Source organism: Mycobacterium europaeum, from assembly GCF_034555895.2.
GTDB lineage: Bacteria > Actinomycetota > Actinomycetes > Mycobacteriales > Mycobacteriaceae > Mycobacterium > Mycobacterium europaeum.
This window is the reverse complement of sequence record NZ_CP157315.1, coordinates 761,802-778,881: the sequence shown is the minus strand read 5'-3', so window position 1 is coordinate 778,881 and position 17,080 is coordinate 761,802. Positions and strand designations below refer to the sequence as shown.

Genomic DNA, 17,080 nt, shown 5'->3' with positions numbered 1-17,080 from the left:
CCACCCCGGCGGTGACCGCCGGCATGATCGCGTGCGGCACCTACAAGAACCATCCGAACGTGATCTGGACCAACGAGGCCAAACTCATGCTCTGCGACGTCTACGGGGATCCGCCCGCGCTCGAGGACCTGCACACCTGGTGGACCAACTACGGCGGGTGAGATATGGTCAAAACCCAACCGGGACAACTCGTTACGATTCAGCGGGTAAGGGCACCGGCCTGGGGCTAAAGGTTCGGCCCCTCGGCGCGTAAGTCGTCGACCGCCGACATGGCGCTACGCAGCTTGGCCAGCCATTCCTCGGCATGTTCACCGACCAGCTTGACCGACCACGCCAGCGCGTCGGCGCGAGACCGGGCGACACCGGCATCCACCAGCGTATCGAGCACCTGCCGTTCGGGTTGCTTCAGCCGCGTCATCACCGGTACCGCGATGTGAGTGAACAGGATTCGTTCCGTGCCGGATTTGGAACCGACCTCGACGCCCCAGGACACCTTGCGCCCGTAGCGATCCTGCGCCTCGTCGGCGATGTGCATTCGCTCCGAACGGGATTCCTCGCGGAACCGGGAGGCGCGCCCTTCCGCGCGCGCCTCGGTCTCCTGCTCCGGGCCCTGGGGCTCGGGCAGCCGTCCGATGACGGTGATCTCCTCGCGGTCGACGATGACCGTTGGGTCCCCGTCGAACCAGCTTTCGGGCAGGCGCCCGGCGAACCATTCCGCGGCGCCGCTGGCGTCGGGCTGCTGAGCTTGCTGCCAGCCACCGGGGCGGCCGTAGCGCCGGCCGTGCGTGTGATGAGATTTCATCATTACATGATTACACCGTTACATATGTTAGGGAACAGCGTTCACCGGCGGCGAACGCCGCGAGGCGACGGCAGGCGCGCGGTGGGCGACGAAGCCGCCGACCTCCGTCCGCGAAAGCTGTGTTTAAGTGCGCAAGACCCGTTGATATGGGCTGTTCGGCGTTGTATTTTTGGTAGCGAAGCAGGCCCGGATACGACCAATTCAAAGCGCCGGAAGTCAGGGTAGAAGACCGGCCGCGTAGGACCCGCGCATGACGGAGCCCACGCCCCCAGAGTCGTCCGGGCCTGCCCATGTCGGCCGGCTTTGCGACTCAGTTTCCGCCGTCGCCCCGGCGAATACGGAAGAGCTTGACCTCGTTTTTGATGCCCTTGAGGCGGCGCGCACCTGCGAACGATCCGTTGAACTCGCCGGTGTCCCCCACCGTCTCCCAGACCGAATCCGCCGCGAGCACGGTGCCCGGACGCGCCACGCCGGTGACCCGGCTGGCGACGTTGACCGGACTGCCGAACCAGTCGCCCGCCCGGCTCACGGCCATGCCGGAGGCCACGCCCGCCCGTAGCCGCGGGAAGTCGTTGTCGGTGTCCACCGCGTCCACCAGCTTCACCACCACGTCGAGCATGGGCAGCGGGTCGGGGCAGACGAACATCACCGCGTCGCCGATCGTCTTGATGAATCGCACCGGCGGGACGGTGATGTCTCGGGCCAGGACCGCCAGTCGATTGGCCAGATGTCCCAGTTCCTCCGGCGACACCGCTTCACCGATCCGGGTGAAGCCGACGAGGTCGGCGAAGGCGACGGTGATCTGGCGCGCGCCCGGCAGCGGCTTGCCGGCGGCGCGTTCGGCCGCGTTGACCGCTTCGGTCTCCATCATGTGGCGCAGCTGCATGAACAGCATGTGCTGGATCATCGGACCGAGCTCGGGCGCGATTTCGCCGACCAAAGCCTTTGACGCCTTGGCTATTTCCAGCTCGGTGGCCCCGGGCCGCATGATCGCCGAAAGCGCCGTATAGCGCATAACCTCGGCGGCGCGCGACAGACCTTCGGCGAGCACCCGGACCACCAGCACCACTTGCTCGGGATCCAGGCCGAGCTCGACGAAACGCTGCGCGTAGGCGGCCGCTTCGCCGTCGGCCCGCATGTGCACGACCGCGTCGGGATCCTCCACCCGGGCAAGGCCGATCGCGCGCTGCACCCGTTGCAACAGCTCCAGGTCGATGCCGTGCGTCTCGCTGATCTCGCGGGCGGACACGTAGGTGCCGTCGTCACCGATCAGGTGGCGGGTGGCCAGCAACAGTGGCGGGTTGGTGGCCCTGATCTCGTCGGCGGTGATGCCCTGCTCGAGCAGCCACTCGACCAGCTCCGCCCGTTCAGCGCGTGCGCTGCCCTCGAGTCCGCCGAGCAGGTCCCCGTCCACGTCGCCAACGTACAGGCCCGCGTCGATCGCGAGCGCGGCGAAGCCGGGCGAAGCGGGTCGACGCAAATCGGCCCCATCGATCGCGAGCGCGGCGAAGCCGGGCGAAGCGGGTCGACGCCGGCGAACCGAGATGCGCGCCATGATGGGCAGTGATGAGCGCACCGCTGCTGCGGGGATTCCCGCCGGTCGTCGACGAGCACGCCCGGGTGCTGATCCTGGGTTCCTTCCCGAGCCCCCAGTCGCTGGAGGCGGGCCAGTACTACGGCAATCCGCGAAACGCGTTCTGGGCGATCACCGCCGAGCTGTTCGGGTTCGACGCGGCGGCGCCGTACGAAAAGCGGCTGGCCGCCCTGCAATCGGCCGGCGTGGCCCTCTGGGACGTGGTGGGCGCGTGCCGCCGGGCCGGCAGCGCGGATTCGGCGATCGAACCCAAGAGCGTGGTGGTCAACGACTTCGGCGAACTGTTCGCGCGGTACCCCGCCATCACACGCGTCTACTTCAACGGCGCCAAGGCCGCCGAGTTGTACCGCAGGCTGGCCGAGGCCGACAAGCGGATTCACTACCGGCGGCTACCGTCGACGAGCCCGGCCCACGCCGTCCGGCCGGGCGTCAAGCTGGCCGCCTGGCGCGAAATCCTTCCTTCATGACACCGGCGGTCGCCGGTGCGCCCACGGCCGCGCCGACTCGATCTGGGCGGCCAGCGACAACAACGTCGCCTCCGCGAACGGCCGGCCCACCAGCTGGACGCCGATCGGCAGGCCGTCGCCGTCGAAGTCCCATGGCACGGCCGCGGCGGGCTGACCGGTCAGGTTCCACACCTGCTGGTAGGGCACGCGCTGCGCCACCGCCAGCAGCGTCCACACCGCGCCGCGGCGTTGGTAAGCGCCGATGCGGGACGGGCCCGTGGCATTGCCCGGCGTGACGACGACGTCGACGTCGTCGAAGATCGACTGAATCCGGGCGCTCACCGCCGCCTCGGCCTCGCGGAGGGCAACCATCCGGCGATCGGAGAACAGCGAGCCGGCGCGCGCCAGGTTGCGGGTGCGCGCTTCGAGACGTTCGGGATGCCCCAGCGCGTCGGCGTCGTCGCTGATGCCCCGCAGATAGCGGGGAAGGTAATTGGTCATGATGGCCGACGGTGGATAGTCGGGGTCGGCGCGGATCACGTCATGGCCCAGGTCGCGCAGCAACGCGCCGGCCTGCTCGACCGCCGTGAGCTCCTGCTTGCCGATCCTGACGGGCAGCGGCGTGGGGACCTTCGTGCTCAAGGCGATGCGCAGCCGGCCGGGGTCACGCGTCGCCGCGGCCGCGAACTCGCCGCTCGGGCCGGACACTTCGGAAACCGTCGCCGTCGCGTCGAGGAATAGCGCGGCGTCCAGCACCGACCGGGCCAGCGGGCCGTTGGCGCTGAGCCCGTGCCACGCGTCGTCGTGCGGCTCCAACGACACCCGATCCCGTTGCGGTTTGACACCGAACAGGCCGCACCAGATCGCCGGGATGCGAATCGAGCCGCCACCGTCCGAGCCCAGCGCCAGCGGAGCCAGGCCGGCGGCCACCGCGGCCGCGCTGCCGCCACTGCTGCCGCCCGGCGTGCGGGTGAGGTTCCACGGATTGCGGGTAGCCCCGAAGGCCAGCGACTCGGTGTAGGGAAACATCATCAGCTCGGGCACATTGGTTTTGCCGAGGATGACGGCGCCGGCGGCGCGGAGCCGGCGGACCACCTCCGCGTCGGAGGTCGCCGCGGGCCGGTGTCCGCCGCTGCCGTACGTCGTCACCTCGCCTGCGACGTCGACGTCGTCCTTGATCGCGATCGGCACCCCGAGCAGCGGCAGCCGCTCGCCGGCGTCGAGGCGGTCCTGCGCGACGGCGGCCTCATCACGCGCGCTGTCGGAGAACACCACGCGATAGCAGCGCAATTGGCTGTCCAGCCGCGCGATCCGCTCCAGGTAGATCTCGAGCAGCCCGGGCGCGGTCAGCTCACCGTCGGCCAGCATCCGGGCCTGAGTGGCCGCGCCGGCATAAGCCACATCGCGAGCGTCCACTGCGGCAGCGTATCCCCCGGCCAGTACCGTGGGCGACATGTCCTGCGTGTTCTGTGCGATCATCGCCGGGGAGGCCCCGGCCATCCGGATCTGTGAAGATGACGACTATCTGGCCATCCTCGACATCCGCCCGTTCGCCCGAGCGCACACCCTCGTCATCCCCAAACGCCACACCGTGGACCTCACCGACACCCCGCCCGAGACGCTGGCCGGGATGATCACCATCGGCCAGCGGATCGCCCGTGCCGCCCGCACAACGGAATTGGCCGACGCGACCAACATCGCCATCAACGACGGCAGCGCCGCCTTCCAGACGGTGTTCCACATTCATTTGCACGTGCTGCCCCGACGCAACGGCGACAAGCTGTCGGTCGCCAAGGGGATGCTGCTGAGGCGCGACCCCGACCGGGACGCCACCGCGCACATCCTGCGTTCGGCGCTGGCCCGCATCGACGCCAGCCAGTAATACTGGGCTGATGGCATTTCCGTCCTGGGTCGAACAGCGTGTACTGCCCCCGATGTTGCGCCTGCACGACAGCGTGTATCGCAAGACGAACGGCTGGATCGGTCACCGCTTCCTGCTGATACCCAGCCTGCTGCTGCACACCGTGGGCGCCAAGACCGGCCAACCGCGAACCGCGGCGCTCACCTATGCGCGCGACGGCGATGACTATTTGGTCGTCGCTTCCAAGGGCGGCGACCCGCGCGCGCCCGGCTGGTACCACAACCTGCGGAAGAATCCGGACGTGGAAATCAACGTCGGCCCAAAACGTTTTGCGGTCACCGCTCGCCCGGTGCTGCCCGACGACGCCGATTACCCGCGGCTGTGGCAGATCGTCAACAAGAACAACGGCGACCGCTACACCGCCTACCAGCAGAAGACGTCGCGGCCGATTCCCGTCGTCGTGCTCACACGGCGCTGACCCCGAGCCTGGCGCGGGGGTTTATTCTCCACTAGCGTGCGGTGATCTCCTCGATTGGTCATCGCACGGCGCGGATCGGCTGGAGCGGTATGCAACCCTGGGCGGGCAATCCCTGGCGGCGATTCAGGCTGCCCCCGCGAGTCGGTTGGCTCGTCGTCGGCGTGTATGGTCTGGCGGCCACGCTGGTGGTCGCATCCTCGATCGGGGGCTGGCGGGGCGTCTACGCGACCCGGCCGGTCGATGAAATCGCGCTGGCGGTCTGCCTGCTGTCGGGGGCGGGTTTCGCCGGCTACGCGGCCCGGTCCGCGGCCGGCCGGCACAGGTACGGATGGCTGGCGATGGTGACGGCCCAGCTGGGCTGGGCGGCGGGCGAGGTCATCTGGGCCGTGTACGACGTGCGTCCGGAACTGGCCCACGCCACCCATCCCGCCGCCGCCGAGATCGTCCTGTTGCTCTGGCCGTTCGGCACCTTCACGTCGCTGGTCCTGTTGTCGCGCTTTTCCCGCCACAGTCCGCGGCGTCTGGTGCTGGACGGCCTCATCGTGGCGACGTCGCTGTTCGTGGTGTCGTGGGTCTTCGTCGTCGACCAGCAGCTGCGCCAGGACAGCGGCTCGCGGGTGACGACCCTCGCCGAGGTATTCAACGACATCGTCCTGCTGACCACCGCGATCTTGATGTTGTCGCGGGTTCGTCGCGGCGACCCGCCGAGCCGCAACCTGCTGGCCGGCGGCGTGCTGATGATCAGCGTCGCCGACATCGCGATGGTGTTCAAGAGCGGGATCGGCAGCTACCAGGTCAGCGATCTCGTGGACCTGGGCAGAGTGGGTGGGCTGGGCATGATCGCGCTGGCCGCGCTGTCGAGCGTCCACGAGGTCCCGTCGCCGCCCTCGCGCGCCGACGAAATACGGTCGCGTACCCGGCTGTGGCTTCCCTACCTGCCGTTGCTGGTGGCCGCCGCGGTGGGGATGGGCCACGTGGCGGGCTTGATGGCGCACGGCCCGTTGCTGGCCGCGCTGGGCGTTCTCGTCGCCGCGGTGCTCGTGCGTCAGTTCGTCATGTTGACGGAGAACCAGAGCCTGCTGTCCGAGGTGGCGCGGGAGGCGTTTCGCGACAGCCTGACGGGACTGGCCAACCGGGCGTATTTCCTTGACCGGCTGGAACAGGCCGTCGCCCGGCAGGATTGCGGCATCGCGCCCATCGGGGTGTTGTGCCTCGACCTCGACAACTTCAAGTCGGTCAACGACGCCCTGGGCCACCCGGCCGGTGACGAACTGCTGGTCCGGGTCGCCGGACGACTCACCACCACCCTGGGCGACAAGTGCGTCACCGCTCGCCTCGGTGGCGACGAATTCGCCGTCCTCCTCGAGGGTCCCATCGAAGAATCACACGGGACGGCCCATCGGGTCCTCGACGCGTTCAACACCCCGATCGTGGTCGACGGGGTTCCCATAGCGGTCCGGCCGAGTGTCGGTTTCACCGTCGCCACCGCCGCGTCGGACTGCACCGTCGAGCAGCTCCTCCGGCACGCCGACCTGGCCATGTACACGGCCAAACGGGAAGGGGGCCAATGTGTTCGGAGCTTCGTGCCCGATTTGCCCCTGTCCTATTCCCTCCCGGCCATCCCGCCCGCCGAGTCGGCCGCCGCGGCGGTGGAGGCCGCCGTGAGGAGCGCCGAGCCGATGCTCAGGCGGGCCGCCGACGTGGCCGTGTCAAGACCCGCGCGACCGCAGGGCGGGATCGACGGCGTCCGCTGGCCCCCGACGCCAATCCGGATTGCCCTGGCGGCCTTGATCATCGGCGTGGTCTCCTTCACGGTGGCCAGCGTCGTCTCGCCGATTGCCAGTCACAGCGTCTTCTTCACCAAATCCCTGTATTCGGCGTTGAACCTGCTGGCGGCCGGGCTGATCGCCGTTCGCGCATACCGCCTCAAAGCCGACCGGCGGGCGTGGTCTTTGATCGCCGCGGGCATGGCGCTCTCGGCGCTCGGTGACGTCGTGTACGCGTTGTGGGTGCCGAACGCGCAGTCGCCGTCGGTCGCCGATCCCGAGTACCTGGCGTTCTACCCGTTCGTCTTTGCCGGGATCTTGCTGCTGATGCGGGCCCGCCTGAAGCGGGTACCGATGCCGGTACGCCTCGATTCCCTGGTGTGCGCGTTGGCCGTGGCCGCGCTGGCCGCGGCGCTGCGGGCCGGACCCATGCACGCCGCCGCGGACCGCACGCCCGCGACGGTGTTGGTCGGCCTGATCTATCCCTGGGGCGACTTGGTGCTGCTGGCCCTGGCCGTCGGCATGCTGCCGATCCTGGGCTGGCGCAGCGAGTTCCGGTGGGCCCTGCTGGTCGCCGGGCTGGTGGGTTTCGCGGTTGCGGACACGGCATACCTCTTCCAGACGTCGGCGGGCTCATACCGGGTGGGTACCTCGCTCGACGCGCTCTGGCCGGCGTCCTCGCTGTTGGTGGCGATGGCCAGCTGGGCCCGTGGGTCATCGGCGGCACCGGCAACGCGGCGCGGACTCGACTCCTATGCCGTTCCGGTGACGTGCACCGTCGTGGCACTCGGCGTCACCATTCTGGGGCACGATTCGCGGCTCGCATCGACGCTCGCCGCCCTGAGCCTGGTGGCCGTCGCCGCGCGATTCTCGGTGACGTTCCGGGATGTCAGCCTGCTGGCCGAAAGCCACAAACAGGCCATGACGGACCAATTGACCACCCTGCCGAATCGGCGATCGCTGGCAACGGCGCTCACCGCGCTGTCGGCTTCGGACTCGCCCGTGGGAACGTCGTCGCGTCGTGCGCTGCTCCTGCTGGATCTCCACAAGCTGCGGGAGATCAACGCCTCGGTTGGTCGCCACTTCGGCGAAGAGCTGTTGTGGCGCGTCGCAAACCGGCTCGCGCACAACGTGCGTCGCGACGACCTGCTCGCCCGCGTGAGCGATGAAGAATTCGCCATCCTGCTCGGGGTGGGATCCGACCTCACCGCCGCGCGGGCCCAGGCGAGTCGGTTACTCGAGGCCATCAGCATCCCGTTCGAACTGGACGCGATCAGTGTGCAGATCGACGCCTGCGTCGCCATCGCGCTGTACCCCGATCATTGCGACCACCCGCAGGAGCTGTTGAATCGGGCGGAGGCCGCGATCCCGTACGCCAAGTCCGCACTGAGCAAGATCGCGGTGTACGAGTCCGGCTTCGAGGTGGATCGCGACCACGATCCCAACCTCATCCGGGAACTACGCGCCGCGCTCATCGATGGCGACGAGCTGACGCTCCATTACCAGCCCAAGGTCAACGCGAGCGACGGGAGCGTGCACAGCGTCGAGGCGCTGCTGCGCTGGCAACACCCCGCCCGCGGGCTGCTGTTGCCGGAGGAGTTCCTCCCGTCCGCCGAACGCGCCGGTTTGATGCGCACGTTGGCCAATCGGACCATCAACCTCACCCTCGAACAGATCCGGTTGTGGCGCGACCAGGGCATTGCGCTGACCGTCGCGGTGAACCTGTCGACGACGAACCTGCTCGACCTCGACCTCGCGGTCACCATCGAACGGTTGCTGCGGACCCACGGGCTGCCCCCCGACGCACTGATCATCGAGATCACCGAGAGCGCCCTCGTCGACTCGGAGCGCTCCCGCAACACCGTCGCCGCCCTGCAGCTACTCGGCGTTCGCATCTCGCTGGACGACTACGGCACCGGATGGTCGTCGCTGGCCCGCCTGCAGGATGTCTCGGTCGACGAGCTCAAGCTGGACCGGCGATTCGTGGCGCGGTTGGCGCAGGATCCCCGATCGGTGGCCATCGTGCAGTCCACCGTGGACCTGGCGCAGAACCTGGGTGCCGACCTCGTCGCCGAGGGCGTCGAAGACGACGCCACCCTGAGCGCGCTGCGGCGTTACGGCTGCACCATCACCCAGGGTTTCGTGCACAGCCCGCCGTTGCCGCCGGAGGAACTGCGGCGCTGGATCACCGGCAGGAGCGCGGTCGCGGGCCCCATCGATTCGCAGAAATCCGGTGTGCCGGAGTGAGCGGCTAGAACAATTCCTTGGCGAGCAGTTCCAGCGTCGCCACCCGCGCCGGCGCGGTTGCCGGACCGGTGCCGCGGCGAGCCGAGGCCACCGGGTTGACCATCACCTCGTCGACCTCGAACCGTTGGGCGAGCGCCCGTAACTGCTCGGCGGCCTCGGCGGGCGTACCGAGGACGGCTCGCCGCAGTCCGCTCTCCACGATCCGCTGCTGCTGTTCGGTCAGCTCCGCGCCTTCGGCCTCCTCGACCAGCGGCACGGGCCCCAGGGGCTGTCCGGTGCGCAGCTTCGCCATCATCTGCAGATTGGGCAGCATCAATGCCGTTGCCTCGTCGCGGGTTTCGGCCACCGCGGCGTTCACCGTCAAAAACGTCAGCGGCTCGGGCGTGAGGGCGCTGGGCTTGAACCGGGAACGGTACACCTCGAGCGCCTCCTCGGTTCCCTGGCCCGAGAAGTGGTGCGCGAACACGTAGGGCAGCCCCTTGGCGGCGGCCAGGTGAGCCGAGTACATCGACGAGCCCAGCAGCCACAGGCGCGGCTCACCGGCGGCCGCGGGGGTGGCCTTGAGCCGGTAGTCGCCCGAGCGCAGCGGCACCACGACGCCGCGCGCGCTCATCAGCGCCGCCACGTCGTCGAGGTATTCCGGAAAGTTCTCGATGTCTTCGTCGCCGCGGCCGCCGCGCAGCGCATAGGAGGTCACCGGGTCGGACCCGGGCGCTCGGCCGATGCCCAGGTCGATGCGGCCCGGCGCGGCGGCTTCCAGCAGCGCGAACTGCTCGGCCACCGCCAGCGGCGCGTGATTGGGCAGCATCACGCCGCCGGACCCGAGACGCAGCTGCGAGGTTTGCGCGGCCAGATAGGCGATCAGGACCGGCGGGCTGGTGGCGCCGACGGAGGGCATGTTGTGATGCTCGGCGACCCAGTAGCGCGTGAAACCCAGCCGATCCGCCGCCTGCGCCAACTGCACGGTTGCCGCGAGCGCGTCGGCGCTCGTCTGATCCGAGCGCACCGGGACGAGATCGAGGACGGAAAGACGCACGTTCGCGTCAACGCCGTGCGGCCCGCGAACGTTCCCTCGGCTCAGCGGCACGGCAGTGATCGTGCGCTCACGGCTTTGGGTGTGAACGCGGGGCGGGAATCCGGCCGGTCTTGCGCCCACGTTGCACAATCAAAGCCCACGTTTCACAATCACCGCCAGGCGCTTCAGGCTCAGTAGTCCTTGAGCGTGATCGAGCTGACGATGCGGTCGAAGACCTCCTGCGGTATGGGAGCCCCGCCCGGGATGTTGTCGACGACCAGCCATTGGTTGCGCTTGACGTAGTCGCTGAATTCTTTGTGGTAGTTGGCGAAGCCGAGCCCGTAATCAACCGTGCCGTCGTGGGAGGCCGTCGCGAGCTCGCCGGCCAGGATGTAGGCGCCCAGCAGGGCGACACTGGTCCCCTGGCCCGACAACGGCGAGCAGCAATATGCGGCGTCGCCGACCAGCGCGACCCGGCCTACCGACCAACGGTCCATCTTGATCTGCGACATCTCGTCGAAGTAGAAATCCGGTGCGCTGCGCATGTATTCCAGCAACTGCGGACGCACCCACCCGTCGTCGGCCATCCGCCGCTGCAGCTCGGCGAACTGCGCCTCCGTGTCGCGGTAGTCGATCCGCAGATCGGCGTCCATGAATCCGAGCATGGCGCGGGCCTCGGTGTTGTTGCGGGCGCTGTAGACCCCGGCCATGCTGGCGTCCCCGTAATGCCAGGTCTGCCAGTAGTCCAGGTCGAGGAAATTGGGCACGGTGAAGATCGCCGCGTGCGTGCCCAGCCGCTCGATGAATCGCTCCTCGGGGCCGAAGACCAACCGGCGCACGTTCGAGTGCAATCCGTCCGCGCCGATGACCAAGTCGAAGCTGCGCGCGGGGGCACGTTCGAAGGTCACGTGGACGGCCGCACCGTCGTCGTCCAGCCCGGTGATGGTGTCATCGAAGATGTATTCCGCCGTCCATTGGCTTGCGCCGTACAGCAATTCGACCAGGTCGTCACGCAGGAGCTCGATGTCCGGGCTGTCGATGGGCCCGCCCGTGGGCGTCGACTCGGTGTCGCGGGACAGTTCGTTGCCGTCGCGGTCGACGATGGAGGCGCCGCGGATTTGCGTCTTTCGTTTCTGGGCGGCGGCCAGCAGGCCCATGCGCTCCAGCACCCCCAGCGCCGGCCCGCGCACGTCGATCGCCTGACCACCCGGCCGCGGCCCGGGGTGGCGCTCCACCACGGTGACCGAATAGCCATGCCGCCCAAGCCAATAAGCCGTCGTCGCACCGGCGACGCTGGCGCCGGAAATCAGAACGTCGGTCACTTGATCCCTGCCAGCCTTTTCGCGTCGCGAAAAACGTCGTCGAGCATTGCTGGTGTCAACCTACCGGTAAACATGTTTTGCTGGCTGGGGTGGTAGCAGCCGAGTAATCGCACGCCGGGCGCGAATTGCGCCACGACCCCGTGGCCGAATCGCGGCTTGCGCATCGCGGACGCGCCCGGCAGCCGCAGCGCGATTTGCCAGGCGAACCCGCCCAACGCCACGATCGTGCGCACGTGCTCGGCGACCAGCCGCCATTCGGCCTCCAGCCAGGGCCAGCAGGTGTCGCGCTCCGCCGGCGTCGGCGCGTTGGCCGGGGGCGCGCACCGCACCGGCGCGGCGATGCGAACCCCGTTGGCCCGCAAGCCATCCGCCGCATCCACGCTGGTCGGCTGGTTCACCAGCCCGGCCCGGTGCAGCGCGGCATAGAGCTGATCGCCGGACCGGTCGCCGGTGAACATGCGGCCCGTCCGGTTGGCGCCGTGCGCGGCGGGCGCCAACCCGACGATCAACAGCCAGGGCCGTTCCGACCCCCAGCCCGGCACCGGGCGGCCCCAATACGGCTGGTCGGCGAAGGCACGTCGTTTCAGCACGGCCACGTCCTCGCGCCAGTCGACCAGGCGCGGGCAGGCGCGGCAGACGCTGATCACGGCGTCGAGTTCGCGGATCGACGCGGCGTCGTGCGCCAGCGCGGCGACCTGTGCGGCGTCGGCGGCCACCTCCGTCTCCGGGGTGGCCGGATCGCCCGGCCAGCCGGTGCCGGGGACCACCGGAGAATCGAACGGCTGGCCGGTACGAGGGTGGACGAGCACATCAACATCCTGCAGCCATCCGGTGGACGACGGTTGAAGTCCCCGAATAATCGGTGGTAGCGCCGCGGATCAGCCGTTAAGTTCGCACCGAATACCCATGAGCCATACGAGCCGCGGCCCGGCGCTTCTGATCCTGTTCGCCACGCTGATGGCGACGGCCGGTACCGGCATCTCGATAGTCGCGTTCCCGTGGCTGGCGTTGCAGCACCATCAGAGCGCGAAGGACGCGTCCATCGTGGCCGCCGCGATGACGCTGCCACTCGTGTTGTCCACCCTGGTCGCCGGGACCGCGGTCGACCTTTTCGGGCGCCGCCGGATCTCGCTCGTCTCCGATGCGCTGTCCGGCGCGGCGGTCAGTGTCATCCCGCTGACCGCGTGGCTGCTCGGAACGGACGCCATCAGCGTCGCCGAACTGGCCGTGCTGGCCTTCTGCGCGGCCGCTTTCGACCCGGCCGGGGCGACGGCGCGCCAGTCCATGCTGCCCGAGGCCGCCGGCCGCGCCGCCTGGTCGCTGGACCGCACCAACAGCGTCTACGAGGCCATTCTCAACCTGGCCTACATCCTGGGCCCCGGCATCGGCGGTTTGATGATCGCCGCGGTCGGCGGCATCAACACGATGTGGGTCACGGCGGGCTGCTTCGGGCTGTCCCTCCTGGCGATCGGCGCACTGCGCCTCGAGGGCGCCGGCAAGCCGCGCCACGCGAGCCGGCCCGACGGGTTGATGTCCGGCATCGTCGAAGGGCTGCGGTTCGTCTGGAACCTGCGGGTGCTGCGGACGCTCGGCCTGATCGACCTGGCCGTGACCGCCCTCTACCTGCCGATGGAAAGCGTGCTGTTCCCCAAGTACTTCGCCGACCGGCACCAGCCCGCCCAGCTGGGTTGGGCGCTGATGGCGCTCGGGGTCGGGGGCGTCGTGGGCGCGCTGGGCTATGCGGTGCTGTCCAAACGCACCCGCCGGCGCACGGCCGTGCTGACGGCGACCCTCACCTTCGGCGCCGCGACGGCCGGTATCGCCTTCCTGCCGCCGTTGCCGGTGATCCTCGCGCTGTGCGGGGTGACCGGACTGGTCTACGGGCCGATCCAGCCGATCTACAACTACGTGATGCAAACCCGCGCGCCGCACCATCTGCGCGGCCGGGTGGTCGGGGTGATGACGGGCCTGATGTACGCCGCGGGCCCGTTGGGCTTGCTGGTGGCCGGACCCCTGGCCGACACCGCCGGGCTCAAGGCCACCTTCCTGGCGTTGGCGGTGCCGATCGTGATGATCGGGCTGGTCGCCGTGAGGCTGCCGTCGCTGCGCGAATTGGACCGCGCTCCGGAGCTGGCCGGGGAGTCCGGGTCCTAGGATCAAAGGCTGTGAGCCCAGATGCCCTGGCCGGGCTGATTGCCGGCCTGCCCGACGGGATGGTCGTCACCGACCCGGCCGTCACCGAGGGCTACCGCCAGGACCGCGCCTTCGACCCGTCGGCCGGCAAACCGTTGGCGGTGGTCCGGCCGCGGTGCACCGAAGACGTGCAGACGGTGTTGCGCTGGGCCACCGCCCACCGGGTGCCGGTGGTGACGCGGGGAGCCGGTAGCGGCCTGTCCGGCGGGGCGACGGCGCTGGACGACGGCATCGTCTTGTCGACGGAGAAGATGCGCGATATCGCCGTCGATCCGGTGACGCGCACCGCGGTGTGTCAGCCCGGGCTGTTCAACGCCGAGGTCAAGAAGGCCGTCGCCGAGCACGGCCTGTGGTATCCGCCGGACCCCTCGTCGTTCGAGATCTGCAGCATCGGCGGCAACATCGCCACCAATGCCGGCGGACTGTGTTGCGTGAAATACGGCGTCACCACCGATTACGTGCTGGGCATGCAGGTGGTGTTGGCCGACGGCACCGCGGTCCGGCTCGGCGGTCCGCGTTTGAAGGACGTGGCCGGGCTCTCGCTGACCAAGCTGTTCGTCGGCAGCGAGGGCACGCTGGGTGTCGTCACCGAGGTGACGCTGCGCCTGGTGCCCAAGCAGAACGCGTCCAGCATCGTGGTGGCCTCGTTTGCGTCGGTGGAGGCCGCCGTGGACGCGGTGCTCGGGGTCACCGCCCGGCTCCGCCCGTCGATGCTGGAGTTCATGGATTCGGTCGCCATCAACGCCGTCGAGGACACCCTGCGCATGGACCTGGACCGGGGCGCGGCCGCCATGCTGGTGGCCGGCTCCGACGAAAGGGGACGGGCGAGCTCCGAGGACGCCGAGATCATGGCCGCGGTATTCGCCGAAAACGGTGCGACGGAAGTGTTTTCGACCGACGATGCCGACGAGGGCGAGGCGTTCGTCGCCGCCCGCCGGTTCTGCATCCCCGCGGTCGAGGCGAAGGGATCGCTGTTGCTCGAGGATGTCGGGGTCCCACTCCCGGCGCTGGGCCGGTTGGTCACCGGCATCGCGCGCATCGCCGCCGAGCGTGACCTGACGATCTCGGTGATCGCCCACGCCGGTGACGGCAACACCCACCCGTTGATCGTGTACGACCCCGCGGATTCCGCAATGACCGAGCGCGCTCACCTCGCCTTCGGCGAGATCATGGACCTGGCCGTCGGGCTCGGCGGCACGATCACCGGCGAGCACGGCGTGGGCCGGTTGAAGCGCCCGTGGCTGGCCGGCTACCTCGGCCCCGAGGTGATGGATCTCAACCGGCGCATCAAGCAGGCCCTGGATCCGCACGGCATCCTGAACCCGGGCGCGGGCATCTAGCGCCGTCTTCTTCCGGGTCTGCGAATGCGCGCACACCCGAGGCCCCCCAGCATTGACATTGATGTCTCATTGTCGTACCAATGAGACATGACTGCGGTTATGTCTCACAATGCGCCGGTCATATTCGAGCTCGCCACCGCCGACACCTGGCCCGACCCCTGGCCGATGTACCGCGCGCTTCGCGACCACGATCCGGTGCACCACGTCGTCCCGGCCAGACGGCCCGAGCACGACTACTACGTGCTGTCCCGGCACGCCGACGTGTGGGCCGCGGCGCGCGACCACGAGACCTTCTCCTCCGCGCAGGGGCTGACGGTCAATTACGGTGACCTCGAAATGATTGGTCTGCAGGACAATCCACCGATGGTGATGCAGGATCCGCCGGTGCACACCGAATTTCGGAAGCTGGTGTCGCGTGGCTTCACGCCTCGCCAGGTGGAGGCGGTGGAACCCAAGGTGCGCGAGTTCGTCGTCGAACGCATCGAGCGGCTGCGCGCGGCCGGCGGCGGCGACATCGTCACCGAGCTGTTCAAACCGCTGCCGTCGATGGTGGTCGCCCACTACCTGGGCGTTCCCGAAGCGGATCGAGCGCAATTCGACCGGTGGACCGATGTGATCGTCGCGGCCAACACCGTCGAAGGCGGCGTCGCCGGGGCACTGGAGACGGTTGGCGACGCGGTCGGATCGATGATGGCCTACTTCACCGGTTTGATCGAGCGGCGCCGAACGGAGCCCGCCGACGACACCATCTCCCATCTGGTGGCCGCCGGTGTCGGAGCCGACGGCGACCTCACCGGCACCCTGTCGGTGCTGGCGTTCACATTCACCATGGTCACCGGCGGCAACGACACCACCACCGGAATGCTCGGCGGCTCAATGCCTTTGCTGCATCAACGCCCCGACCAGCGGCGGCTTCTCGTCGACGATCCGGGGTTGATCCCCGACGCGGTCGAGGAGCTGCTCAGGTTGACTTCGCCGGTGCAGGGACTCGCCCGCACCACCACCCGCGACGTGACGGTCGGCGACACCACCATCCCCGCTGGGCGCAAAGCGTTGCTACTGTACGGGTCGGCCAATCGAGACGAGCGCCAACACGGGCCGGACGCCGGCGAACTCGACGTCACCCGTCGCCCCCGCAACATCCTGACCTTCGGCCACGGCGCCCACCATTGCCTGGGCGCGGCGGCGGCACGCATGCAATCCCGGGTCGCCCTGACCGAGCTGCTTTCCCGCTGCCCGGATTTCGAGGTCGACGAGTCCGCGATCGTCTGGTCGGGCGGCAGTTATGTGCGCCGCCCGGTGTCGGTGCCGATCCGGGTGAAGTCCTGATGCCGAACGACTGGCTGGGCGCGCACCGCACCGAAGCGGCCGCGGACCGCATCCTCGACGCCGCTGAGCGGCTCTACACCGAGCGCGACCACGCCTCGATCGGCATGAACGAAATCGCCAGGGCCGCAGGCTGTTCCCGCGCGACCCTGTACCGGTACTTCGAAAACCGCGAAGCGCTGCGGACCGCCTACGTGCATCGCGAGACCCGCAGGCTCGGACGTGCAATCAGGGAGGAGATCGGCGGCATCGACGATGCCCGGGAACGGTTGGTCGCAAGCATCACCGCCGCGCTGCGGATGGTTCGCGGCAGCCGAGCGTTGGCGTCGTGGTTCGCCATCACCCGGCCGCCGATCGGCGCCGAGGTGGCCGGCCGATCCGAGGTCATCACCGCCCTGGCCGCCGCGCTCGTCGGCTCGCTCGGGCCCGAAGACCCCGCCATCGTGAAGCGCCGGGCACGCTGGGTGGTGCGGGTCATCACGTCGCTGCTGCTGTTCCCGGGTCGAGACGACGCCGACGAGCGGGCGATGATCGAAGAGTTCGTCGTCCCGATCGTGACGCCGGCCGCCGTCCGTCGCTAGCTCGCTGCGCCGCAGGGCCGGGCGCGAGTGGACACACAACGCGACAGCAAACTGAGGTCGCGGTACTTTCGTTCGGCAACTTCTGTGCCCACCGCTTTCAGAGTCGGAG

General features: G+C 69.0%; 15 protein-coding genes. 9 read left to right on the top strand and 6 right to left on the bottom strand.

Annotated elements, in window-relative coordinates; genetic code table 11:
- Positions 1 to 11 precede the first annotated feature (11 nt).
- The gene (locus tag U8D42_RS03805) at positions 12 to 161 is read left to right on the top strand and encodes a hypothetical protein (RefSeq protein WP_322859173.1); all 150 of its coding nucleotides are present in this window, start codon (positions 12 to 14) and stop codon (positions 159 to 161) included.
- A 65-nt stretch (positions 162 to 226) separates the two neighbouring features.
- Here the strand turns inward: U8D42_RS03805 and U8D42_RS03800 are convergent, their stop codons facing one another.
- Positions 227 to 802: a hypothetical protein gene (locus tag U8D42_RS03800; RefSeq protein ID WP_322859174.1), complete on the bottom strand. Its 576-nt coding sequence runs from the start codon at positions 800 to 802 to the stop codon at positions 227 to 229.
- A gap of 310 nt (positions 803 to 1,112) precedes the next feature.
- Positions 1,113 to 2,231, bottom strand: coding sequence for an adenylate cyclase regulatory domain-containing protein (locus tag U8D42_RS03795; protein ID WP_085241586.1), 1,119 nt, complete (start codon positions 2,229 to 2,231; stop codon positions 1,113 to 1,115).
- A 137-nt stretch (positions 2,232 to 2,368) separates the two neighbouring features.
- Between U8D42_RS03795 and U8D42_RS03790 the strand changes: the two genes are divergently transcribed.
- Positions 2,369 to 2,863 carry a DNA-deoxyinosine glycosylase gene (locus U8D42_RS03790; RefSeq protein WP_322859175.1) on the top strand — a complete coding sequence of 165 codons (495 nt, stop codon included), beginning with the start codon at positions 2,369 to 2,371 and terminating at the stop codon, positions 2,861 to 2,863.
- Here U8D42_RS03790 and U8D42_RS03785 read toward each other — a convergent pair.
- On the bottom strand, positions 2,858 to 4,258 hold the full coding sequence (locus U8D42_RS03785) for an amidase (RefSeq protein ID WP_322859176.1): 1,401 nt from the start codon (positions 4,256 to 4,258) through the stop codon (positions 2,858 to 2,860). The genes U8D42_RS03790 and U8D42_RS03785 overlap by 6 nt on opposite strands.
- Positions 4,259 to 4,295: 37 nt before the next feature.
- Between U8D42_RS03785 and U8D42_RS03780 the strand changes: the two genes are divergently transcribed.
- The 3 genes from U8D42_RS03780 (at position 4,296) to U8D42_RS03770 (ending at position 9,194) form a co-directional block, all read left to right on the top strand.
- A complete protein-coding gene (locus U8D42_RS03780) occupies positions 4,296 to 4,724 on the top strand; it encodes an HIT family protein (RefSeq protein ID WP_322859177.1) in 429 nt (142 codons plus the stop codon).
- Between the two features lie 10 nt (positions 4,725 to 4,734).
- Positions 4,735 to 5,181, top strand: coding sequence for a nitroreductase family deazaflavin-dependent oxidoreductase (locus U8D42_RS03775; RefSeq protein ID WP_322859178.1), 447 nt, complete (start codon positions 4,735 to 4,737; stop codon positions 5,179 to 5,181).
- 89 nt (positions 5,182 to 5,270) lie between these two features.
- Positions 5,271 to 9,194, top strand: coding sequence for a bifunctional diguanylate cyclase/phosphodiesterase (locus tag U8D42_RS03770; protein WP_322859179.1), 3,924 nt, complete (start codon positions 5,271 to 5,273; stop codon positions 9,192 to 9,194).
- Positions 9,195 to 9,198: 4 nt separating this feature from the next.
- Here U8D42_RS03770 and U8D42_RS03765 read toward each other — a convergent pair whose 3' ends face one another.
- The 3 genes from U8D42_RS03765 to U8D42_RS03755 form a co-directional block, all read right to left on the bottom strand.
- On the bottom strand, positions 9,199 to 10,230 hold the full coding sequence (locus U8D42_RS03765; RefSeq protein ID WP_322859478.1) for an LLM class flavin-dependent oxidoreductase: 1,032 nt from the start codon (positions 10,228 to 10,230) through the stop codon (positions 9,199 to 9,201).
- Between the two features lie 170 nt (positions 10,231 to 10,400).
- Positions 10,401 to 11,531, bottom strand: coding sequence for an FAD-binding protein (locus U8D42_RS03760; RefSeq protein WP_322859180.1), 1,131 nt, complete (start codon positions 11,529 to 11,531; stop codon positions 10,401 to 10,403).
- Positions 11,528 to 12,355 carry a uracil-DNA glycosylase gene (locus U8D42_RS03755; protein ID WP_322859479.1) on the bottom strand — a complete coding sequence of 276 codons (828 nt, stop codon included), beginning with the start codon at positions 12,353 to 12,355 and terminating at the stop codon, positions 11,528 to 11,530. The genes U8D42_RS03760 and U8D42_RS03755 overlap by 4 nt, the downstream gene beginning before the upstream one ends.
- A gap of 82 nt (positions 12,356 to 12,437) precedes the next feature.
- On the opposite strand from U8D42_RS03755, the gene U8D42_RS03750 reads away from it, so the two are divergent.
- The 4 genes from U8D42_RS03750 to U8D42_RS03735 all read left to right on the top strand — a co-directional run bounded on the left by U8D42_RS03750 (position 12,438) and on the right by U8D42_RS03735 (position 16,971).
- Positions 12,438 to 13,685, top strand: a complete 1,248-nt coding sequence (locus U8D42_RS03750) for an MFS transporter (protein ID WP_322859181.1) — start codon at positions 12,438 to 12,440, stop codon at positions 13,683 to 13,685.
- An 11-nt stretch (positions 13,686 to 13,696) separates the two neighbouring features.
- Positions 13,697 to 15,064 carry an FAD-binding oxidoreductase gene (locus tag U8D42_RS03745; RefSeq protein WP_322859182.1) on the top strand — a complete coding sequence of 456 codons (1,368 nt, stop codon included), beginning with the start codon at positions 13,697 to 13,699 and terminating at the stop codon, positions 15,062 to 15,064.
- A gap of 87 nt (positions 15,065 to 15,151) precedes the next feature.
- Positions 15,152 to 16,393 (top strand): cytochrome P450, encoded by a 1,242-nt coding sequence (locus U8D42_RS03740; RefSeq protein ID WP_322859183.1) that lies wholly within the window; start codon positions 15,152 to 15,154, stop codon positions 16,391 to 16,393.
- Positions 16,393 to 16,971 (top strand): TetR/AcrR family transcriptional regulator, encoded by a 579-nt coding sequence (locus U8D42_RS03735; protein ID WP_322859184.1) that lies wholly within the window; start codon positions 16,393 to 16,395, stop codon positions 16,969 to 16,971. The genes U8D42_RS03740 and U8D42_RS03735 overlap by 1 nt, the downstream gene beginning before the upstream one ends.
- Positions 16,972 to 17,080 lie beyond the last annotated feature (109 nt).